Source organism: Halospina denitrificans, from assembly GCF_004364635.1.
Taxonomy (GTDB): Bacteria; Pseudomonadota; Gammaproteobacteria; order Pseudomonadales; family Oleiphilaceae; genus Halospina; species Halospina denitrificans.
The window spans coordinates 186,516-201,813 of sequence record NZ_SOAX01000008.1; the positions used below are offsets into that span (position 1 = coordinate 186,516).

Sequence of the window (15,298 nt, forward strand, 5' to 3'; positions counted from 1 at the left end):
CAGTAATGACGAACATCCGAACCATTGAAGGGGATTTCACCAACTGTCAGGGGCGTTACGCCCTTGTGGTGGGACGATTCAACAGCTTCGTGGTCGAAAGCCTGGTGGACGCGGCCGTTGATACGCTGCAGCGCCATGGCATCGATAATGACAGCATCACCATTTACCGGGTTCCAGGCGCCTATGAAATCCCGCTTGCCGCCCAGCGTGTCGCGCGTAGTGGCAATTACGACGCGGTGCTTGCCCTGGGCGCCGTCATTCGCGGCGGTACGCCCCACTTTGACTATGTCGCAGGCGAGAGTGCCTCCGGTGTCACCAACGTGAGCCTGAACACCGACCTGCCGGTTGTCTTCGGGGTCCTGACCCTGGATACCATTGAGCAGGCGATTGAGCGGGCCGGTACCAAGGCTGGCAACAAGGGTGCGGATGCGGCCATGACCGCGCTGGAAATGGTCAGCCTGTTCCGGAAAATGGAGTCGTGATGGCGGAAGATACCCAGACCGCGCCTTCTTCCGAATCCGGTGGTGGCTCAAAGCCGGCCAGTCGCCGTCGTGCGCGCACGCTGGCGCTGCAGGCGCTTTACCAGCGTCAGTTCTCGGAGAGCCCGGTTTCTCAGATTGAAGCGGAGTTCATTACGGACAACGACATGGACAAGGTCGACGGTGTCTATTTCCGGGAACTGCTCTATGGAGTGGATCGGAACCGGCAGAGTCTGGATCGGCACTTTGAGAACTTTCTGGACCGGTCCGTTGAGGAGCTTGATCCCATCGAGCTTGCAATCCTGCGCATCGGCGCCTTCGAGCTGGAGCACCGTATTGATGTCCCCTACCGGGTCGTGGTCAATGAGGGCATTGAGCTGGCCAAGCGTTTTGGTGGAACCGATGGTCACAAGTACATCAACAGCATTCTCGACAAGCTTGCCCCACGGTTGCGGCCGGCGGAAACGCGCTCCAGGAAGACCTGACCCCACCCATGGATGAGATCAGCCTGATCCGACGCTTCTGGGAGCCGCTGGGCCGGGCCGTGACCCATCCGGCGGTGCGTGAGGGCATCGGGAACGACGGCGCCGTAATCCGCTGCGAGCCAGGCCAGGACGCCGTAGTGGCGGTGGATACCCTGGTTGAGGGCGTTCACTTTCCCGCCACCATCGATCCGTATGCACTGGGCTGGCGTGCCCTTGCCGTTAATCTCAGTGACCTCGCCGCCATGGGCGCGGAACCGGTGTGCTACACCCTGGCACTCACACTTCCCCGAGCCGACGAGGATTGGCTGGAGGCCTTTTCAGGAGGGCTCCGGGATCTGTCCGTGCGCCACGGCATCCAGCTGGTGGGTGGCGACACCACGCGTGGCCCGCTCACCATCACCATCCAGGTCCAGGGGCGCGTTCCATCGGGAACGGCGATGCGCCGTGGGGGCGCTGCGCCGGGTGACCGGGTCTGCGTCAGCGGTAGTCTCGGAAGTGCCGGAGAAGCACTGAAGTGGCTGGACACTTCTCCGGGTAATAATCCCGATGTCCGGGCCGTTCTGGCCCGCTACTTCTACCCGCAACCCCGGTTGGCACTGGGCGGCTGGCTCCGTGAGCGCGGGGTCGCCGCCATTGACGTCAGCGATGGGCTGGTTTCGGACCTGGGGCAGCTCCTGGGCGAGGCGGGGCGGGGCGCGCGCCTTGATTACGCGGCGTTACCGATAGCTCCTGAGCTGGCAACGCTGGCTGGCAGTCAGGCCCGCAAACTGGCTGCATCCGCCGGCGACGATTATGAGCTCTGTTTTCTCTGGCCTTTGGCCTTGGGTGAGGTTCCTGAGTCAACCGATGAGGGCGTTCCGCTGACAGTCATCGGGGAGGTCGAGGCAGAGCCGGGGGTCCGGCTGATGGACGGGAACGACCCCGTTGAGCTGGCCTATGGCGGATACAGCCATTTTTCCGGAGGCGCCAACGATGACAGCTGAGATCCGTGTGCGATCCCCCGCAAGCCTCATGCGCGATCCCGGCCACTGCCTTTCCCTCGGACTGGGCTCGGGCTGCATGAGCCGGGCGCCGGGAACCTGGGGAACCCTGGCGGGACTTCTGGTCTATGGGCTTTTTTTCTGGGTGCCCCTACCTGTTTACCTGGTGGTGGTTGTAACGGCTTTCGTCGTCGGTATCTACCTGTGTGCGCGAACGGCCAGGGCGCTCGGGGTTCATGACGACGGGGCAATTGTGTGGGACGAATTCGTGGGTATATGGATTGCGCTGGCCTTCCAGCCATCCGAACCGGCATGGATTGCGGCTGCCTTCGTTATCTTCCGTTTTTTCGACATCGTCAAGCCCTGGCCCATCAGCTGGCTTGATCGCAGGGTTTCAGGAGGACTGGGGATCATGGTCGACGATGTATTGGCCGGTCTTTATGCGCTGGTCACATTGCTTGTGTTTCAGGCAATAATCCTCCCTTAACCGAGCGGAGGCGGTTAGCCACTGCTATCTGCCAGCCCCGGTTTCAGTGGTAGGACTTCTTCTCAGGCAGCATTCGAACCACGCTCAGAAAGCGTTTCAGGCCGGTTTCGGCACGCTCTCGAGTGGCGTAGGGGCCGCTGTCAAAGCCTTCACGCGTTGTGAAATACCACCTGTTGCCTACGCAGAAGAATCGATTGCTCCGGAATGGAATCGGGGCATTCTCTTCCCCCGTCCTCTGCTTTGGTTCCATTATCGCCCCCTCTGCTGCCGGTTTGTTGTTGTTCTCAGCCGTTGCTGCTGCGCCAATCGCCATGATCCGAGCCTCAGGTTAATTGCAGTCAATTGTTAACGATATTTGACAATTTGTCACGAATAGAAATTCAAACCGCGATTATCTTCACATATCGGTAGAAGAGGCGGATTGGCTGAAGTGGCCCTGGCTTTCCGCTTCTTTGGCATTTGCGGACAGCGCAGAACGTTCAATGGCGTCCAGGCTTTGCAGGATGAGTTCCGGAAGGCAGTCGCCATCAGGAATCAGGTCGGGGCAGAGGGTGAGGTTGAAATGGACGGACCCGGCATAACTCACCGCGAGAATCGCGAGGCCGGCGCCGTGGAAGAGAGGAGCACTGTTAACCTGATGCACCAGGCGTGCACCCTGCAGGTAGAGTGGAACCTGGGGGCCGGGTACGTTGGTGATGGGCAGGTTGAACGGCGGTTTGTAACGCTGTGCGATCTGGAATTCCGTGTAGAGCCGCGTTGAAAGCGCGACCATCGTCGAGGGCAGCCGCTCTGTGAGCCGGTCGGCGGCAATGGCCTCCTGGTAGTTTTCCGAGATTCTGGTGTTGTCCCGGATCAGGCGTATGCGCGCGGCAGGATCCGGTTCGTCCGTTGCCAGGTTTACCAGCATCGCCGACATCTGGTTGCCCGTGGGACGCCGCAGGCTGTTTGAGCGGACCGACAATGGCGTCAGTGCGACCAAAGGCTCTGCGGGCTGCGCGTCATGCCGCTTCAGGTAACGGGTGAGGGTTTCCGAACACAGGCCGAGCACGACATCGTTCAGGGTGATATCCGGCCCGATCGCGGTTTTCAGGCTCTTGAGCCGTGCCAGGGATACGGCCTGGCTGAAGATGCGCCGTTTACGGGTCAGGTTCCGGTTAAAGGGCGTCCGTGGTGCGTTAAGCAGTTGCCGCGACCGGATGAAGCGCCCCATGGGGCGCTGGAGGAACTCGCTGACTGTGGCGCCAAGGGTGGCCCGGGTCAGTGACATGAACTGGAATGGCTTGCGCATCATATTGATGGAGGCGCGGGCCACCAGCTTGTCGGCGGGTGGAGGCGGTTCCGGATGCCAGTGTGCGGTTTTCACCGGAACGCCGTTGTCGGCGGAATACTCAAGCAGTTTCCCCATGACTTCTTCGCCACTGAACGCATCAATGGCGGCATGATGGACCCTGACAATGAGCGCAAAGCCGCCGCTGGGGAGCGAGTCGTCCTCGCCGAACCCGTCGACCCAGGTGACATGCCATAGGGGGCGGGAGCGCGGGAGCGTGGTGGCAAGGCGTTCCTCGGCCAGCGTCATCAGATCGGCGTGACTCCCTCCTTCCAGATTCACCGCTTCCAGGTGCTGGTCAATGTCGAATTCCGGATCATCCACCCAATAGGGGCGGTCCAGGTTAAAGGGGAGCATCATCAGCTTCTGGCGGAAAAAGTTCGCCAGATGCAGACGCTTGTTCAGGTAAAGGCGAAAGTCCTCGAAAGTGACCCTGTCCTGGTTTTCGCCGGCATCGAAGGTATAAACGCCCCCGATGTGCATGGGTGTTGTTTCCGATTCCAGGAACAGGAAGGAAGCGTCCAGTTCATTGAGCTGGTGCATTGAGCTACATCCCGCCAGTATGATGGATTTTAGGGATTGTACGTTAAAACAAGGGGTGGGGGACTAGGGTGAATCCAGCCAATTGCTGAAATAACCGGGCTGTGACAGGTAGTCCCAGAACCAGTTGAGTGCTTTGCCTTCGTCACCCTGGCGACGGGCCATACACAGCGCTACTGGCTGACGTTTCACGGGCAGCTGGAGTGTTACCAGGTCGCCCTGGTCGATTTCGTGCTCAATCTGATGATAGGGCAGCCAGCCTACGCCCAGGCCCGCCTTCTGGGCGGCGATCTTGTTCAGCATGCTGGAGACCGTGAGCGTGCGCTGGCGTGAAAAAATGCCGGCACTGCCCGCGGGCAGCTGGCGCGAGCTGTCGGCGGCAACCACGGCGGGCCATTCGCTGATGCGGTCCTCGGACACCGGCTGGGTCTCGCTTGCCAGGGGGTGATCCCGAGCGACCGCGTAGACGAAGGGAACTTCGCCGATCGTGATCTGGTCATAGTGCCCGGGGGCCTGGATCTCGCGGGAGGCGCCGACCATCAGGTCCGCCCGCCCGGTGTGGAGCGCATCCCAGGGGCCGGTAAAGACTTCGTCCAACAGGCGTATTTCCACCGGGACGGCCATCTCGTTGAACGCCTGGATGGCCGGAAACAGGGATTGCATCGGCAGGAGGGCATCGACAGCAATGGTCAGGCGCGTCTCCCAGCCCTGGGCCACTCGGCGTGTCGTGCGTGCGAGGGTGTCCGCCGCCTCCAGGAGCTGGCGGCCTTCCTCCAGCAGATAGTGTCCCGCATTGGTCAGGGTTGCCCGATGGCCCGTGCGGTCAAACAGGGCCACATCCAGGTCTTCCTCAAGCTTGTGAACGGTATAGCTTATGGCCGAGGGCACCCGGTGCATTTCCTCGGCGGCTGCGGCAAAACTTCCCTTGCGGGCAATGGCATCGAGGACCCGCAGGGCATCGATGGTGATGGGGTACGCCATAGGTCAAAAAATCTGAAAGGGTTGGCCAGAAATCATCGATTGAGTTGCGAGCCAGTCTAACGCAACCTGCTGGTAAAAGGGCAATCACGTTGGAGGATTTGAATGGGTCTGTTGATTGAAGGCGTCTGGCACGACCAGTGGTATGACACCGCCAAGAGCCGAGGCGAGTTTGTGCGTGAGAGTGCCCAGTTCCGCAACTGGGTGACGGCGGATGGTGCCGCGGGGCCGACCGGGGAAGCCGGATTCAGGGCTGAGCCCGGGCGCTACCATCTCTACGTGTCCCTGGCCTGTCCCTGGGCCCACCGGACCCTGATCTTCAGAAAGCTCAAGGGCCTGGAGGACAGTATCTCGCTGTCCATCGTGCACCCGGATATGCTGGAGAACGGCTGGGAATTCAGGCCGGATGAGCCCTTCCACCAGGATACGGTCAATGATGCCCGTTACATGCACCAGATCTACACGGCGGATACACCGGACTATACCGGGCGGGTGACGATCCCGTTGCTGTGGGACAAACAGCAGCAGCGCATCGTAAGCAATGAATCAGCGGATATCATCCGCATGTTCAATTCGGCATTCGATGACGTTGGCGCCACGCCCTTGGATTTCTATCCGGAGGCGTTGCGGGACGAGATCAATGCGGTCAATGAGGGCATCTACCACAACGTCAACAACGGTGTTTACAGGGCCGGGTTTGCGACGGCCCAGGACAAGTACGAACAGGCTTTCCAGGAAGTATTCAGTACCCTAGACTGGCTGGAGGAGCGCCTTTCGGGGCAGCGTTACCTGGTGGGCAATCGGCTCACCGAGGCGGATTGGCGGTTGTTTACCACCCTGGTGCGGTTTGATGCGGTCTACTACAGCCACTTCAAGTGCAACCGTCACCAGCTTCGGGATTTTCCCAACCTGCAGGGTTACCTGAAAGACCTGTACCAGGTCCCCGGCGTGTCGGAAACGGTCAATCTGGACCAGATCAAGCGGCATTATTACCGCAGCCAGCGCACCATCAATCCCACGCAGATCGTCCCTGTGGGCCCAAAGGTTGAGCTTGCGGATGGCCATGATCGAGCCCGGCTCGGGCCCGATTTCCCGGAGGCGTGTTCAACGCAGGCCGGTTAGGAGGCGCGGTCCACGGCAAGGTTGATCAGGCTCGACATGGCGTCGCGGTGAGGGGAGGGCGGCAGCTTTTCGAGGCTGGAGCGGGCCTTGTGGGCATGTTCCCGGGCCCTGTCCAGCGAATATTCCAATGCGCCGGTGGCCTGTACCGCTTCAAGGATGGCCGCCAGGTTATCCAGCCCGCCCTCGCGGATTGCCTTCCTGATCAGGGTTCTCTGCTCGGCGGTGCCTGTTGCCATGGCGTGGATTAGCGGCAGCGTCGCCTTGCCCTCCGCCAGGTCGTCGCCCACGTTCTTGCCCATCTCCGCCGGGTCGCCCTGGTAGTCCAGCACATCGTCGACAATCTGGAAGGCAAGGCCGAGATGGCAGCCGTAATTGCGCAGAGCTGTCTCTGTGTCGGGGTCGGCCTCCGCCAGCACACCGGCGGAGTGGGACGCGGCCTGGAACAGCATGGCAGTCTTGTTGTGGATGACCGTCATGTACTGCTCTTCGCTCAGGTCCGGGTTCCGGCTGTTGACGAGCTGCAGGACTTCGCCCTCGGCAATCACGGCCGTGGCATCCGACAGAAGCTCCATGACGCGCATGCTGCCCATCTCCACCATCATCTGGAAGGAACGGGAGTAGAGGAAGTCGCCCACCAGGACGCTGGGCGCATTACCCCAGCGGGCATTGGCGGTAGTCCGGCCACGGCGCAGTTCTGAGGTATCCACCACGTCGTCGTGGAGCAGGGTTGCGGTGTGCAGGAACTCAATAACGGCGGCCAGCTTGGCGTGCTGCTCACCCCGGTAATCCAGCGCCCCGGCACTCAGGAGTACCAGCAGCGGACGCAGGCGTTTGCCGCCGCTGTCCACGATGTAATGGCCGATGTGCTCCACGAGTGGCACATGGGAAGTCAACTGCTCATGGATCAGCGCATTGACCTGTTCGAAGTCGGTCCGGACCGGGTTGTAGATGGATTCCATGCTCATAGGGAAATGCCGATTGACCCTCGAAAGAGCCCGTACATTATGGGGTGGTGCCGGGGCTGTCAACTTGATTTCTCAAGGTTTCCCGGCCTGTTACACCGTCAAGAAAGCCAGCAGCGTATAGGCCAGGATGGCCAGTCCGCCGGCTACCGATGCCAGTGGCAACTGGGTTTTCACATGATCCATCAGGTCCGCGCCGGTGGCGAGTGAGGACAGCACGGTGGTATCCGAGATGGGCGAGCACTGGTCGCCATAGACGGCCCCACCCACCACGGCGCTGAAGCACAGCGTGATGAAGAATGGGTCCGGCGCAATGTGCCAGGCCAGGGGCAGGGCAATGGGGAAGACCACGGCATAGGTACCCCAGGAGGTGCCAGTCGCGAACGCGATAATCAGGCAGAGTACGACGAGCAGGCCCGGCAGGAGCACGGCGGGAAGGGCATCGCCCACCGCAGCCACCAGGTAGTCGGCGGTTCCTACCGCGTCAGTGACCTCCTTCAGGGAAACGGCCAGCGCCAGGATGATGGCGCCGATGGTCACCCCTTTGCAGCCGTCGATAAAGCCGCCCATGACGTCCGAAAAGGCCATGCCTTTCAGCAGGGCGATTCCCATTCCGGCCAGAACAGCGAGCAGGAAGGCCTCGGCAATGAGCAGCATGGGATCCTGGTCGCCTCCGGTCCACCCCAGGAAAAAGTAGGTCACGATGTACGGAATGATGGCCACACCAAGGAGGGTGCCGATCGGACCCAGGAAGTCCAGGAGCCCCGGGGAATAGTTCGCCGGTATCCGGCTGTCGGTGAGCTCCCTGGCGGTAAGCGGGGTGGCTCCACTGCGGTCCAGTTCACCTGTGTCCCGTGCTCTGGCAATGGCGTCGCGCATGCGTCGGGTTGGGCTGAAGGGCAGCTTCTCCCATGCAAACAGCAGGGCCAGGATCAGGGCAAAGATGGCGTAGAAGTTGTAGGGCAGCGACTGGAAGAAGAACTGGATGCCATCCTGATTGGTGTCAAACAGGGGGATGGTGCCCGCGACAAGGCCGCCAATGTAGATGGGCCAGACGTTGAAGGGGATGATTGTCGCCGCCGGGGATGCCGTGGAGTCCACCATGTAGGACAGTTCTTCGTGGGAAACCCTGTGTTCATCGGCGACGGGGCGTGCGGTGGTTCCCGTCAGCACCGTGGAGATGGTGCCTCCCTGATGAAAAATGAGCCCCATTATCCAGGTAAAGAATTTCGCGGAGCGTGGCCCTTTCACCATTCTGCGGCTGGCCCACTGGGCAAACTGGAGGGCACCGCCGGTGCGCGTCCAGATCCCGATGAGCCCGCCCAGCGCCCAGAGATAGACAAGCAGGATCAGCGCAAAGCTTTCCGTGCCGATGGCCGGAATCAGGAAAGCGTCGATGACATTGATGTTCCCCGAAATGATGCCGCCGGCGAGGATACCGATGAACAGCGCACTCACCACCTCCTGGAGCCAGAACGCCAGAACAATGGCAATCAACGGGGGCAGAAGGGACCAGAGCCCGTAGTGCTCAACGTTTTCTTCCGGGCTGCCTGACAGGGCGATGGCAAGTGCCAGCCCGGCCAGAACCAGTGCGACCGCGATCCAGCGCCCCCATCCGGGCGCGGTGTGGCGCGGGTTGTGTCCATCGGTGTTGTCTTTATCCGTCATGGGCCTGTCCCTGTTGTCCAACCGTCATTTGCATTCTAGAGGAAAGTTTTCAGGCCTGTCCGCCCTCACCGGTTCTGTGAATCCTCGGCCGGCGGTAATTCCGTGCCGCAGCGGATGCAGAAAAGGGCATCCGGGTCGTGTTCAGGGAGATGGCAGTTCGGGCATTCGCGCCCAAATCGACGGCGGGTTGCCGAGGCCGATATCTCGGCGGATACAATGCCAGTCGGAACGGCAATAATGGCGTATCCGGTAATCATGGCAAGGGTTGCAATGGTCTTGCCCAATGCCGTCTGGGGGATGATGTCGCCGTAACCCACGGTGGTAATGGTGACCACCGCCCAGTAAATGCTCATGGGGATGCTGGTGAAACCGTTGGATGGCCCTTCAATGACATAGATGAGGCTGCCGAAGAGCACCATCAGCACCAGGATCGAGAACATGAAGACACCGATCTTGCGCCATGCTCGCAGCAGGGACTGGGCCAGCTCGCCGGCCTCGCTCATGAACTGGAACAGCTTCAGTACCCGGAATATGCGCAGCACCCGCAGAAACCGGATGGTCAGCATGTAATTGGCGCCGGGGAGAATCAGGCTGAGGTAGGTGGGGATCACGGAGAGCAGGTCAACGATGCCGAAGAAACTCCTGGCATAGCGTGTCGGCCGTTCGCTGACCCAGAGCCGCACCAGATACTCGATGCTGAACAGGATGGTGAAGAACCACTCGGCGATGTACAGCTCCCGGCCCCACTCGGCATTCACGCTCTCGATACTGTCCAGCATGACTGCCAGCACACTGACCAGGATGGTCACGATCAACAACTGGTCGAAGAGTGCCCCGGCCCGGGTGTCCGTGCCGAAGATGATGTGGCGCCAGCGTTCCCGCCGAGTCAGCTCGCTCATGATTAGTGTCCCTGTATCAGTGCCCTTACAAGTTAATCGAGTGCGGCGCTTGTTTCCAGTGCCCGATTTTCATATAATTCGCGGCCCTGCAACTCATCCCAAAACCTGCGCTCCCTGTTATAGGGTTGCCAGAGCGCTTCCCTTAGAAGCAGGCCAAAGAGCAGGGATGGGTCTACAACGGAGACGACGCATGTACGCAGTAATTGTCAGCGGTGGTAAACAGCACCGTGTCCGCGAGGGCGAAAAGCTCAAGCTGGAAAAGATTGAAACCGAGACCGGTGGCAACGTCGAGTTCGACCGGGTGCTTATGGTCGGCGAAGGCGACGACGTGAAAGTGGGTACGCCCACGGTTGACGGCGCCAAGGTCACGGCGGAAGTGGTTGACCACGGTCGCCACGACAAGATCCGCATCATCAAGTTCAAGCGCCGTAAGCACCACATGAAGCAGATGGGGCATCGGCAGTGGTACACTGAAGTCAAGATTACTGGCATCAAGGCTTAAAGGAGCGAAACCATGGCTCATAAAAAGGCAGCGGGCAGTACGCGCAACGGGCGCGATTCAGAGTCGAAACGCCTTGGCGTCAAGGCATTCGGCGGCCAGAGCGTCCAGCCGGGCAGCATCATCGTACGCCAGCGTGGCTCCAGCTTTCACGCCGGCCAGGGTGTTGGCATTGGCAAGGACTTTACGCTCTTCGCACTGGATGAAGGCGTGGTCAAGTTTGCGGTGAAGGGTCCCCGGAACCGGAAGTATGTGAGCGTCGAAGCCGCCGGCTGAACGCAGCACGTACGATCACCAGATACAGGACCCCGTGCTGGCGCACGGCACCCGAAGCGGAGACAGGCAGGGCCTGTGGTTTCGTTTGATAAGGGTGCGCGCCACACGGGGTTTTTTGGTATGAGGTCAGCATGCAGTTCGTGGATGAAGTAACCGTCACGGTACAGGCGGGCAAGGGCGGTAACGGCTGCCTGAGCTTCCGGCGGGAGAAGTATGTGCCCAGGGGTGGGCCGGACGGCGGCGACGGCGGTGATGGCGGCTCTATCATCCTGCGTGCTGACAAGGACCTGAATACCCTGGCCGATTTCCGCTACCAGCGGAAGTTCCGGGCCGAAACCGGCGAGGATGGCCGGGGGCGGAATTGCTCCGGGCGCCGGGGTGAAGACCGGATCCTGAATGTGCCCGTAGGCACAACCATTGTTGATTGCGATACGGACGAGGTCCTGGGTGATCTCACGGAAGCGGGACAGACCCTGACTGTGGCGCAGGGTGGCTTTCACGGCCTGGGTAACACGCGCTACAAGTCCAGTGTGAATCGGGCGCCCCGCCAGACAAGCTCCGGCACACCCGGCGAGCAGCGTCAGCTGCGTCTTGAGCTCAAGGTGCTGGCGGACGTCGGTCTGGTCGGACTCCCCAATGCCGGCAAGTCTACCCTGATACGCGCCATGTCCGCGGCTCGCCCCCGGGTTGCGGATTATCCCTTCACCACCCTGGTTCCGAATCTTGGCGTTGTCTCCGTGGCCGCGCATCAGAGCTTTGTGGTTGCCGATATTCCGGGTCTCATTGAAGGGGCGGCGGAAGGCGCGGGGCTGGGTATCCGCTTCCTGCGCCATCTTGTCCGCACCCGGCTCCTGCTGCACCTGGTTGATCCCATGCCATGGGACGATGCCGATCCGGTGGACAGCGTGCGCGTGATCTCCCGCGAATTGGAGCGTTTCAGCCCGACACTGGCGGAACGGGAGCGGTGGCTCGTCATTAACAAGATTGATGGGCTTCCGGACAGCGAGGAGGAATGCGAACGCATCCGGCAGGCGCTCGATTGGCAGGGGCCGGTATTCATGATCTCGGCATTGAGCGGGCAGGGCGTTGAGGCGCTGGCCCAGGCGGTGATGCGTTGGCTCGAGGAGCAGCATGAGCGGGAAGCCGAGGATCCGGAAGTCGCGCGTGAAGAAGCAGCCCGGCGTGAGCGCATGGATGAGGAGGCGCGCGCCCATATCCAGTCTCTCAGGGCGTCACGGCATGATAAAGATGACGACGACGATGATGATGACGATGACCATGATGTGGAAGTGGTGTACGCGCCCTGAGGGAGTCGTTGCCCCATGAGCGAACGCCAACGGATTTCCGGCGCCAGGCGCCTGGTGGTGAAGATTGGCAGCGCCCTGCTGACCAATGACGGGCGTGGTCTGGCCTCTGCCGAACTGACGCACTGGGTCGATCAGATCATGGCCTGGCACCGGGCCGGCACCGAGATTGTGCTGGTATCTTCGGGGGCGGTTGCCGAGGGCATGAGTCGCCTTGGCTGGAAGCAGCGCCCCGAGCACGTGCACGAGCTTCAGGCCGCCGCCGCGGTGGGCCAGATGGGCCTGATCCAGGCCTGGGAAGTGCAGTTCCAGCGCCACGGCACCCATACGGCCCAGGTGCTGCTGACCCATGACGACCTTTCCGACCGCAAACGCTATCTCAATGCCCGCAGCACCCTGAGGACCCTCCTGCCGCTCGGGGTCATCCCCATCGTGAACGAAAACGACACCGTCGTGACGGATGAAATCCGCTTCGGGGACAACGATACCTTGGGGGCGCTCGTGGCCAATCTCGTCGAGGCCGATGGCCTGATCCTGCTGACGGATCAGGAGGGGCTCTACGACAGTGATCCCCGCCATAACCCGAACGCCCAGCTCATTCGCGAAGCGCGCGCCAATGACGAGCGCCTGGATGCGATGGTTTCCGACGGCGGGCGCGGTGCCCTGGGCAGTGGCGGGATGCAGACCAAGGTCCGCGCGGCCCGTCTCGCGGCCCGCTCCGGTGCTTTCACCCTGATCGCGGGCGGTAAGGTTGGCAATGTGCTTGAGCTGGCGCGCCAGGGAACCGAAGTGGGGTCCCTGCTGCTGCCGGATCAGGAACGCCTGGATGCCCGCAAGCAGTGGCTGGCCGGGCACCTTAGAACGCGCGGTCGCCTGGTGTTGGATTCGGGAGCGGTCAGGGTGCTTCGCGAAGGAGGGCGCAGCCTGCTTCCGGTTGGTGTGAAACGGGTGGAAGGTGACTTCCGCCGGGGTGAAATGGTCTCCTGTGTCGACGAGCAGGGCCTCGAGATTGCGCGCGGGCTGGTCAGCTACGATTCAACGGAAGCCGCGCGCATCACCGGCTGTGCCAGCGAAAAGATTGCCGAACGTCTGGGCTATGTGTCTGAAGAAGAGTTGATTCACCGGGACAACATGGTGTTGGTCTAACGGACGCCCCTCCAGGAACGAAAAAACCCCGCTGAAGCGGGGTTTTTTCTGTCTGTCACCCGGCGGCGGGGTTTCAGGCGGACTTGAGAGCCTTGATGTGCGCGCTCAGGCGACTCTTGTGCCGTGCCACCTTATTCCGGGCAAAGATGCCCTTGTTGACGGAGCTGTCCAGAACCGGCTCGGCTTTCTGGAACGCTTCCTTGGCTCCTTCATAGTTGCCGGCCTTGATCTGGCTCTCGACTTTCTTGATATAGGTGCGGGCCTCGGAGCGCTGGCCTGCGTTGTGCTTGCGGCGTTCTTCGTTGAGACGCGCGCGCTTTCGTGCTTGCGGAGAGTTAGCCACCGTTTGACTCCTCGAGATCCGGTTGTTCATTGATTCTGAAATGACGCGGAATAATGCCGTCAGTCCGGCGCTTTGTCAAGCTGGGAAGGGCGAAACGGTCGTCAGTCGTGGTGCAGGGTGGTAGTATCCGGCTTCCCGTTCAGCACCAGTGGCAGTGTTCATGGCAAACGAACCGGAATCCGGTGAGACCCCAGAAGCGGCCCAGCCTTCCGAAGACGGCTTTATTCCCGGCCGTGGATTGCTGGGTTCGTCCGGCATTTTTGCAGTCTTTACCCTGATTTCCCGCGTTCTGGGGCTGGCCCGGGACATCGTTATCGCCCGTTATTTCGGGGCCGGGCCGGCGGCGGATGCGTTCTTCGTCGCCTTCAAGATTCCCAATTTCCTGCGCCGGCTGTTTGCCGAGGGCGCGTTCAACCAGGCTTTTGTTCCGGTACTTTCCGAGTACCGGCAGAAGTACGGTGTGGGCAGCATCCATTCGCTGGTGAATGCCGTTTCCGGGTCGCTCGGCTTCGCATTGCTGGTGCTCTCCGTGCTGGCGGTCCTGGGGTCGCCACTGATCACGGGCCTCTTCGCGCCCGGCTTCATCGGTGATGAGACACGTTTTCCGCTGGCCGTGGAAATGCTGCGGATCACCTTTCCCTATCTGATGCTGATCTCGCTTACGGCTTTTTCCGGGAGCGTGCTGAACAGCTATGACCGCTTCGGGGTTCAGGCCTTTACGCCGGTTATTCTCAACCTGAGCATGATCGCCTCCGCCATCTATCTGACCCCCTATATGCGCGAGCCGGTTCTGGCGCTGGCCTGGGGGGTGCTGATTGCCGGTGTTCTGCAGCTGCTGTTCCAGCTTCCCTTCCTGATGCAGCTCAACCTGCTCCCCAGACCCCGGGTCGATTATCGCCACGAGGGGGTGATACAGATCATGAAACTGATGGCGCCGGCGTTGTTCGGCGTGTCCGTCAGCCAGATCAATCTGCTGCTCGACACCGTCCTGGCGTCTTTCCTGGAAACCGGGAGCGTGTCCTGGCTTTACTATTCAGACCGGCTATCGGAGCTGCCGCTGGGGGTTTTCGGGGTGGCGATTGGCACTGTGATTCTTCCCAACCTATCCAGGAAGCACGCCTCCGAATCCAGGGAGGCGTTCTCCCGCACCCTGGACTGGGCGCTGCGCTCGGTACTGCTGCTGGGTATTCCGGCAGGGTTGGCGCTCTGCCTGCTCGCGGAGCCCATGATCGCGACCCTGTTTCACTACGGGGAGACCTCCGCCAGAGATGTGATCATGTCCGCTCAGAGCCTCAGGGCCTACGCGTTGGCGCTGATGGCTTTCATGCTTGTGAAGGTGCTCGCGCCGGGCTTCTTCTCGCGCCAGGACATGACCACGCCCGTCCGTATTGCCGTGATTGCCATGACGGCGAACATGGTCTTCAATCTGATCCTGATCTGGCCCCTGGCGCACGCCGGCCTGGCCCTGGCGACGGCACTCTCGGCCTGGATGAACGCCAGCCTGCTGCTGCGCGGCCTCCGTCGGGAGGGCGTATTCCGTCCTCTGCCCGGATGGGGGCGCTTCGGCGCGCAGTTGCTGGTGGCCAACGGCGCCATGGGTGCCATGCTCTGGTTCCTTGCCTCCCCGGGAAGAAGCTGGCTTGGTTTCTCCCTGGGGGAACGGCTGCTGGAGATGGGGCTGCTCGTGACCGGCGGTGCGCTGCTCTATTTCCTGGTTCTGATCGCAACCGGTGTGCGCTGGCGCCATTTCCGCATGCAGTGAGCCACGTTTGTGGCAGGTGATCCTTCCCATGATTGGGCCTT

Annotated in this window: 17 protein-coding genes; 10 read left to right on the forward strand and 7 right to left on the reverse strand. The window is 61.3% G+C overall.

Annotation, left to right across the window (positions count from 1 at the left end):
- The first annotated feature begins 5 nt into the window (after nucleotides 1-5).
- The 4 genes from ribH to DES49_RS15110 are packed head-to-tail and all read left to right on the forward strand — an operon-like array spanning nucleotide 6 to nucleotide 2,431.
- Nucleotides 6-482 carry a 6,7-dimethyl-8-ribityllumazine synthase gene (gene ribH, locus DES49_RS15095; RefSeq protein ID WP_133737261.1) on the forward strand — a complete coding sequence of 159 codons (477 nt, stop codon included), beginning with the start codon at nucleotides 6-8 and terminating at the stop codon, nucleotides 480-482.
- Nucleotides 482-964: a transcription antitermination factor NusB gene (gene nusB / locus DES49_RS15100; protein ID WP_133737262.1), complete on the forward strand. Its 483-nt coding sequence runs from the start codon at nucleotides 482-484 to the stop codon at nucleotides 962-964. Before ribH ends, nusB begins: the two co-directional genes overlap by 1 nt.
- Nucleotides 965-972: 8 nt before the next feature.
- Nucleotides 973-1,947, forward strand: a complete 975-nt coding sequence (thiL, locus tag DES49_RS15105) for a thiamine-phosphate kinase (RefSeq protein ID WP_133737263.1) — start codon at nucleotides 973-975, stop codon at nucleotides 1,945-1,947.
- Complete coding sequence (locus tag DES49_RS15110) at nucleotides 1,937-2,431, forward strand: phosphatidylglycerophosphatase A family protein (RefSeq protein ID WP_243865072.1); 495 nt, start codon at nucleotides 1,937-1,939, stop codon at nucleotides 2,429-2,431. Before thiL ends, DES49_RS15110 begins: the two co-directional genes overlap by 11 nt.
- Nucleotides 2,432-2,474: 43 nt before the next feature.
- Here the strand turns inward: DES49_RS15110 and DES49_RS15115 are convergent, their stop codons facing one another.
- The 3 genes from DES49_RS15115 to DES49_RS15125 all read right to left on the reverse strand — a co-directional run bounded on the left by DES49_RS15115 (nucleotide 2,475) and on the right by DES49_RS15125 (nucleotide 5,279).
- Nucleotides 2,475-2,681: a DUF6316 family protein gene (locus tag DES49_RS15115; protein WP_133737265.1), complete on the reverse strand. Its 207-nt coding sequence runs from the start codon at nucleotides 2,679-2,681 to the stop codon at nucleotides 2,475-2,477.
- A 147-nt stretch (nucleotides 2,682-2,828) separates the two neighbouring features.
- On the reverse strand, nucleotides 2,829-4,301 hold the full coding sequence (locus DES49_RS15120; RefSeq protein WP_133737266.1) for a wax ester/triacylglycerol synthase family O-acyltransferase: 1,473 nt from the start codon (nucleotides 4,299-4,301) through the stop codon (nucleotides 2,829-2,831).
- Nucleotides 4,302-4,364: 63 nt separating this feature from the next.
- Nucleotides 4,365-5,279 carry a LysR substrate-binding domain-containing protein gene (locus DES49_RS15125; protein WP_133737267.1) on the reverse strand — a complete coding sequence of 305 codons (915 nt, stop codon included), beginning with the start codon at nucleotides 5,277-5,279 and terminating at the stop codon, nucleotides 4,365-4,367.
- Between the two features lie 102 nt (nucleotides 5,280-5,381).
- Here DES49_RS15125 and DES49_RS15130 point away from each other — a divergent pair, with 102 nt between their 5' ends.
- Entirely contained in the window at nucleotides 5,382-6,398 is a 1,017-nt protein-coding gene (locus DES49_RS15130) for a glutathione S-transferase family protein (protein WP_133737268.1), read from the forward strand.
- Here DES49_RS15130 and ispB read toward each other — a convergent pair.
- The 3 genes from ispB to DES49_RS15145 all read right to left on the reverse strand — a co-directional run bounded on the left by ispB (nucleotide 6,395) and on the right by DES49_RS15145 (nucleotide 9,927).
- Nucleotides 6,395-7,363, reverse strand: a complete 969-nt coding sequence (gene ispB / locus DES49_RS15135; RefSeq protein WP_133737269.1) for an octaprenyl diphosphate synthase — start codon at nucleotides 7,361-7,363, stop codon at nucleotides 6,395-6,397. The genes DES49_RS15130 and ispB overlap by 4 nt on opposite strands.
- Before the next feature lie 90 nt (nucleotides 7,364-7,453).
- Nucleotides 7,454-9,028: a Na+/H+ antiporter NhaC family protein gene (locus DES49_RS15140; RefSeq protein WP_133737270.1), complete on the reverse strand. Its 1,575-nt coding sequence runs from the start codon at nucleotides 9,026-9,028 to the stop codon at nucleotides 7,454-7,456.
- 65 nt (nucleotides 9,029-9,093) lie between these two features.
- Nucleotides 9,094-9,927 (reverse strand): ion transporter, encoded by an 834-nt coding sequence (locus tag DES49_RS15145; protein WP_133737271.1) that lies wholly within the window; start codon nucleotides 9,925-9,927, stop codon nucleotides 9,094-9,096.
- Nucleotides 9,928-10,117: 190 nt separating this feature from the next.
- Between DES49_RS15145 and rplU the strand changes: the two genes are divergently transcribed.
- From rplU to proB, 4 genes are all read left to right on the forward strand, one after another.
- Nucleotides 10,118-10,429, forward strand: a complete 312-nt coding sequence (gene rplU / locus DES49_RS15150; protein WP_133737272.1) for a 50S ribosomal protein L21 — start codon at nucleotides 10,118-10,120, stop codon at nucleotides 10,427-10,429.
- A gap of 12 nt (nucleotides 10,430-10,441) precedes the next feature.
- Nucleotides 10,442-10,702 (forward strand): 50S ribosomal protein L27, encoded by a 261-nt coding sequence (gene rpmA / locus DES49_RS15155; protein WP_133737273.1) that lies wholly within the window; start codon nucleotides 10,442-10,444, stop codon nucleotides 10,700-10,702.
- Between the two features lie 131 nt (nucleotides 10,703-10,833).
- Nucleotides 10,834-12,009, forward strand: coding sequence for a GTPase ObgE (gene obgE / locus DES49_RS15160; protein WP_133737274.1), 1,176 nt, complete (start codon nucleotides 10,834-10,836; stop codon nucleotides 12,007-12,009).
- A gap of 15 nt (nucleotides 12,010-12,024) precedes the next feature.
- The gene (gene proB, locus DES49_RS15165) at nucleotides 12,025-13,152 is read left to right on the forward strand and encodes a glutamate 5-kinase (RefSeq protein WP_133737275.1); all 1,128 of its coding nucleotides are present in this window, start codon (nucleotides 12,025-12,027) and stop codon (nucleotides 13,150-13,152) included.
- 73 nt (nucleotides 13,153-13,225) lie between these two features.
- On the opposite strand, the gene rpsT is transcribed toward proB, so the two are convergent.
- The gene (rpsT, locus tag DES49_RS15170) at nucleotides 13,226-13,495 is read right to left on the reverse strand and encodes a 30S ribosomal protein S20 (protein ID WP_133737276.1); all 270 of its coding nucleotides are present in this window, start codon (nucleotides 13,493-13,495) and stop codon (nucleotides 13,226-13,228) included.
- A gap of 160 nt (nucleotides 13,496-13,655) precedes the next feature.
- Between rpsT and murJ the strand changes: the two genes are divergently transcribed.
- Nucleotides 13,656-15,257 (forward strand): murein biosynthesis integral membrane protein MurJ, encoded by a 1,602-nt coding sequence (gene murJ / locus DES49_RS15175; protein ID WP_133737277.1) that lies wholly within the window; start codon nucleotides 13,656-13,658, stop codon nucleotides 15,255-15,257.
- Nucleotides 15,258-15,298: the final 41 nt, after the last annotated feature.

Excerpts from the sequence above, each read along its gene's own strand:
- murJ (WP_133737277.1), top strand. The coding sequence starts at position 13,656 with ATGGCAAACGAACCGGAATCCGGTGAGACCCCAGAAGCGGCCCAGCCT.
- ispB (WP_133737269.1), bottom strand. The coding sequence starts at position 7,363 with ATGAGCATGGAATCCATCTACAACCCGGTCCGGACCGACTTCGAACAG.
- ribH (WP_133737261.1), top strand. The coding sequence starts at position 6 with ATGACGAACATCCGAACCATTGAAGGGGATTTCACCAACTGTCAGGGG.
- DES49_RS15125 (WP_133737267.1), bottom strand. The coding sequence starts at position 5,279 with ATGGCGTACCCCATCACCATCGATGCCCTGCGGGTCCTCGATGCCATT.
- DES49_RS15115 (WP_133737265.1), bottom strand. The coding sequence starts at position 2,681 with ATGGAACCAAAGCAGAGGACGGGGGAAGAGAATGCCCCGATTCCATTC.
- DES49_RS15120 (WP_133737266.1), bottom strand. The coding sequence starts at position 4,301 with ATGCACCAGCTCAATGAACTGGACGCTTCCTTCCTGTTCCTGGAATCG.
- DES49_RS15130 (WP_133737268.1), top strand. The coding sequence starts at position 5,382 with ATGGGTCTGTTGATTGAAGGCGTCTGGCACGACCAGTGGTATGACACC.
- rplU (WP_133737272.1), top strand. The coding sequence starts at position 10,118 with ATGTACGCAGTAATTGTCAGCGGTGGTAAACAGCACCGTGTCCGCGAG.
- DES49_RS15140 (WP_133737270.1), bottom strand. The coding sequence starts at position 9,028 with ATGACGGATAAAGACAACACCGATGGACACAACCCGCGCCACACCGCG.
- rpmA (WP_133737273.1), top strand. The coding sequence starts at position 10,442 with ATGGCTCATAAAAAGGCAGCGGGCAGTACGCGCAACGGGCGCGATTCA.
- nusB (WP_133737262.1), top strand. The coding sequence starts at position 482 with ATGGCGGAAGATACCCAGACCGCGCCTTCTTCCGAATCCGGTGGTGGC.
- obgE (WP_133737274.1), top strand. The coding sequence starts at position 10,834 with ATGCAGTTCGTGGATGAAGTAACCGTCACGGTACAGGCGGGCAAGGGC.
- thiL (WP_133737263.1), top strand. The coding sequence starts at position 973 with ATGGATGAGATCAGCCTGATCCGACGCTTCTGGGAGCCGCTGGGCCGG.
- proB (WP_133737275.1), top strand. The coding sequence starts at position 12,025 with ATGAGCGAACGCCAACGGATTTCCGGCGCCAGGCGCCTGGTGGTGAAG.
- DES49_RS15145 (WP_133737271.1), bottom strand. The coding sequence starts at position 9,927 with ATGAGCGAGCTGACTCGGCGGGAACGCTGGCGCCACATCATCTTCGGC.
- DES49_RS15110 (WP_243865072.1), top strand. The coding sequence starts at position 1,937 with ATGACAGCTGAGATCCGTGTGCGATCCCCCGCAAGCCTCATGCGCGAT.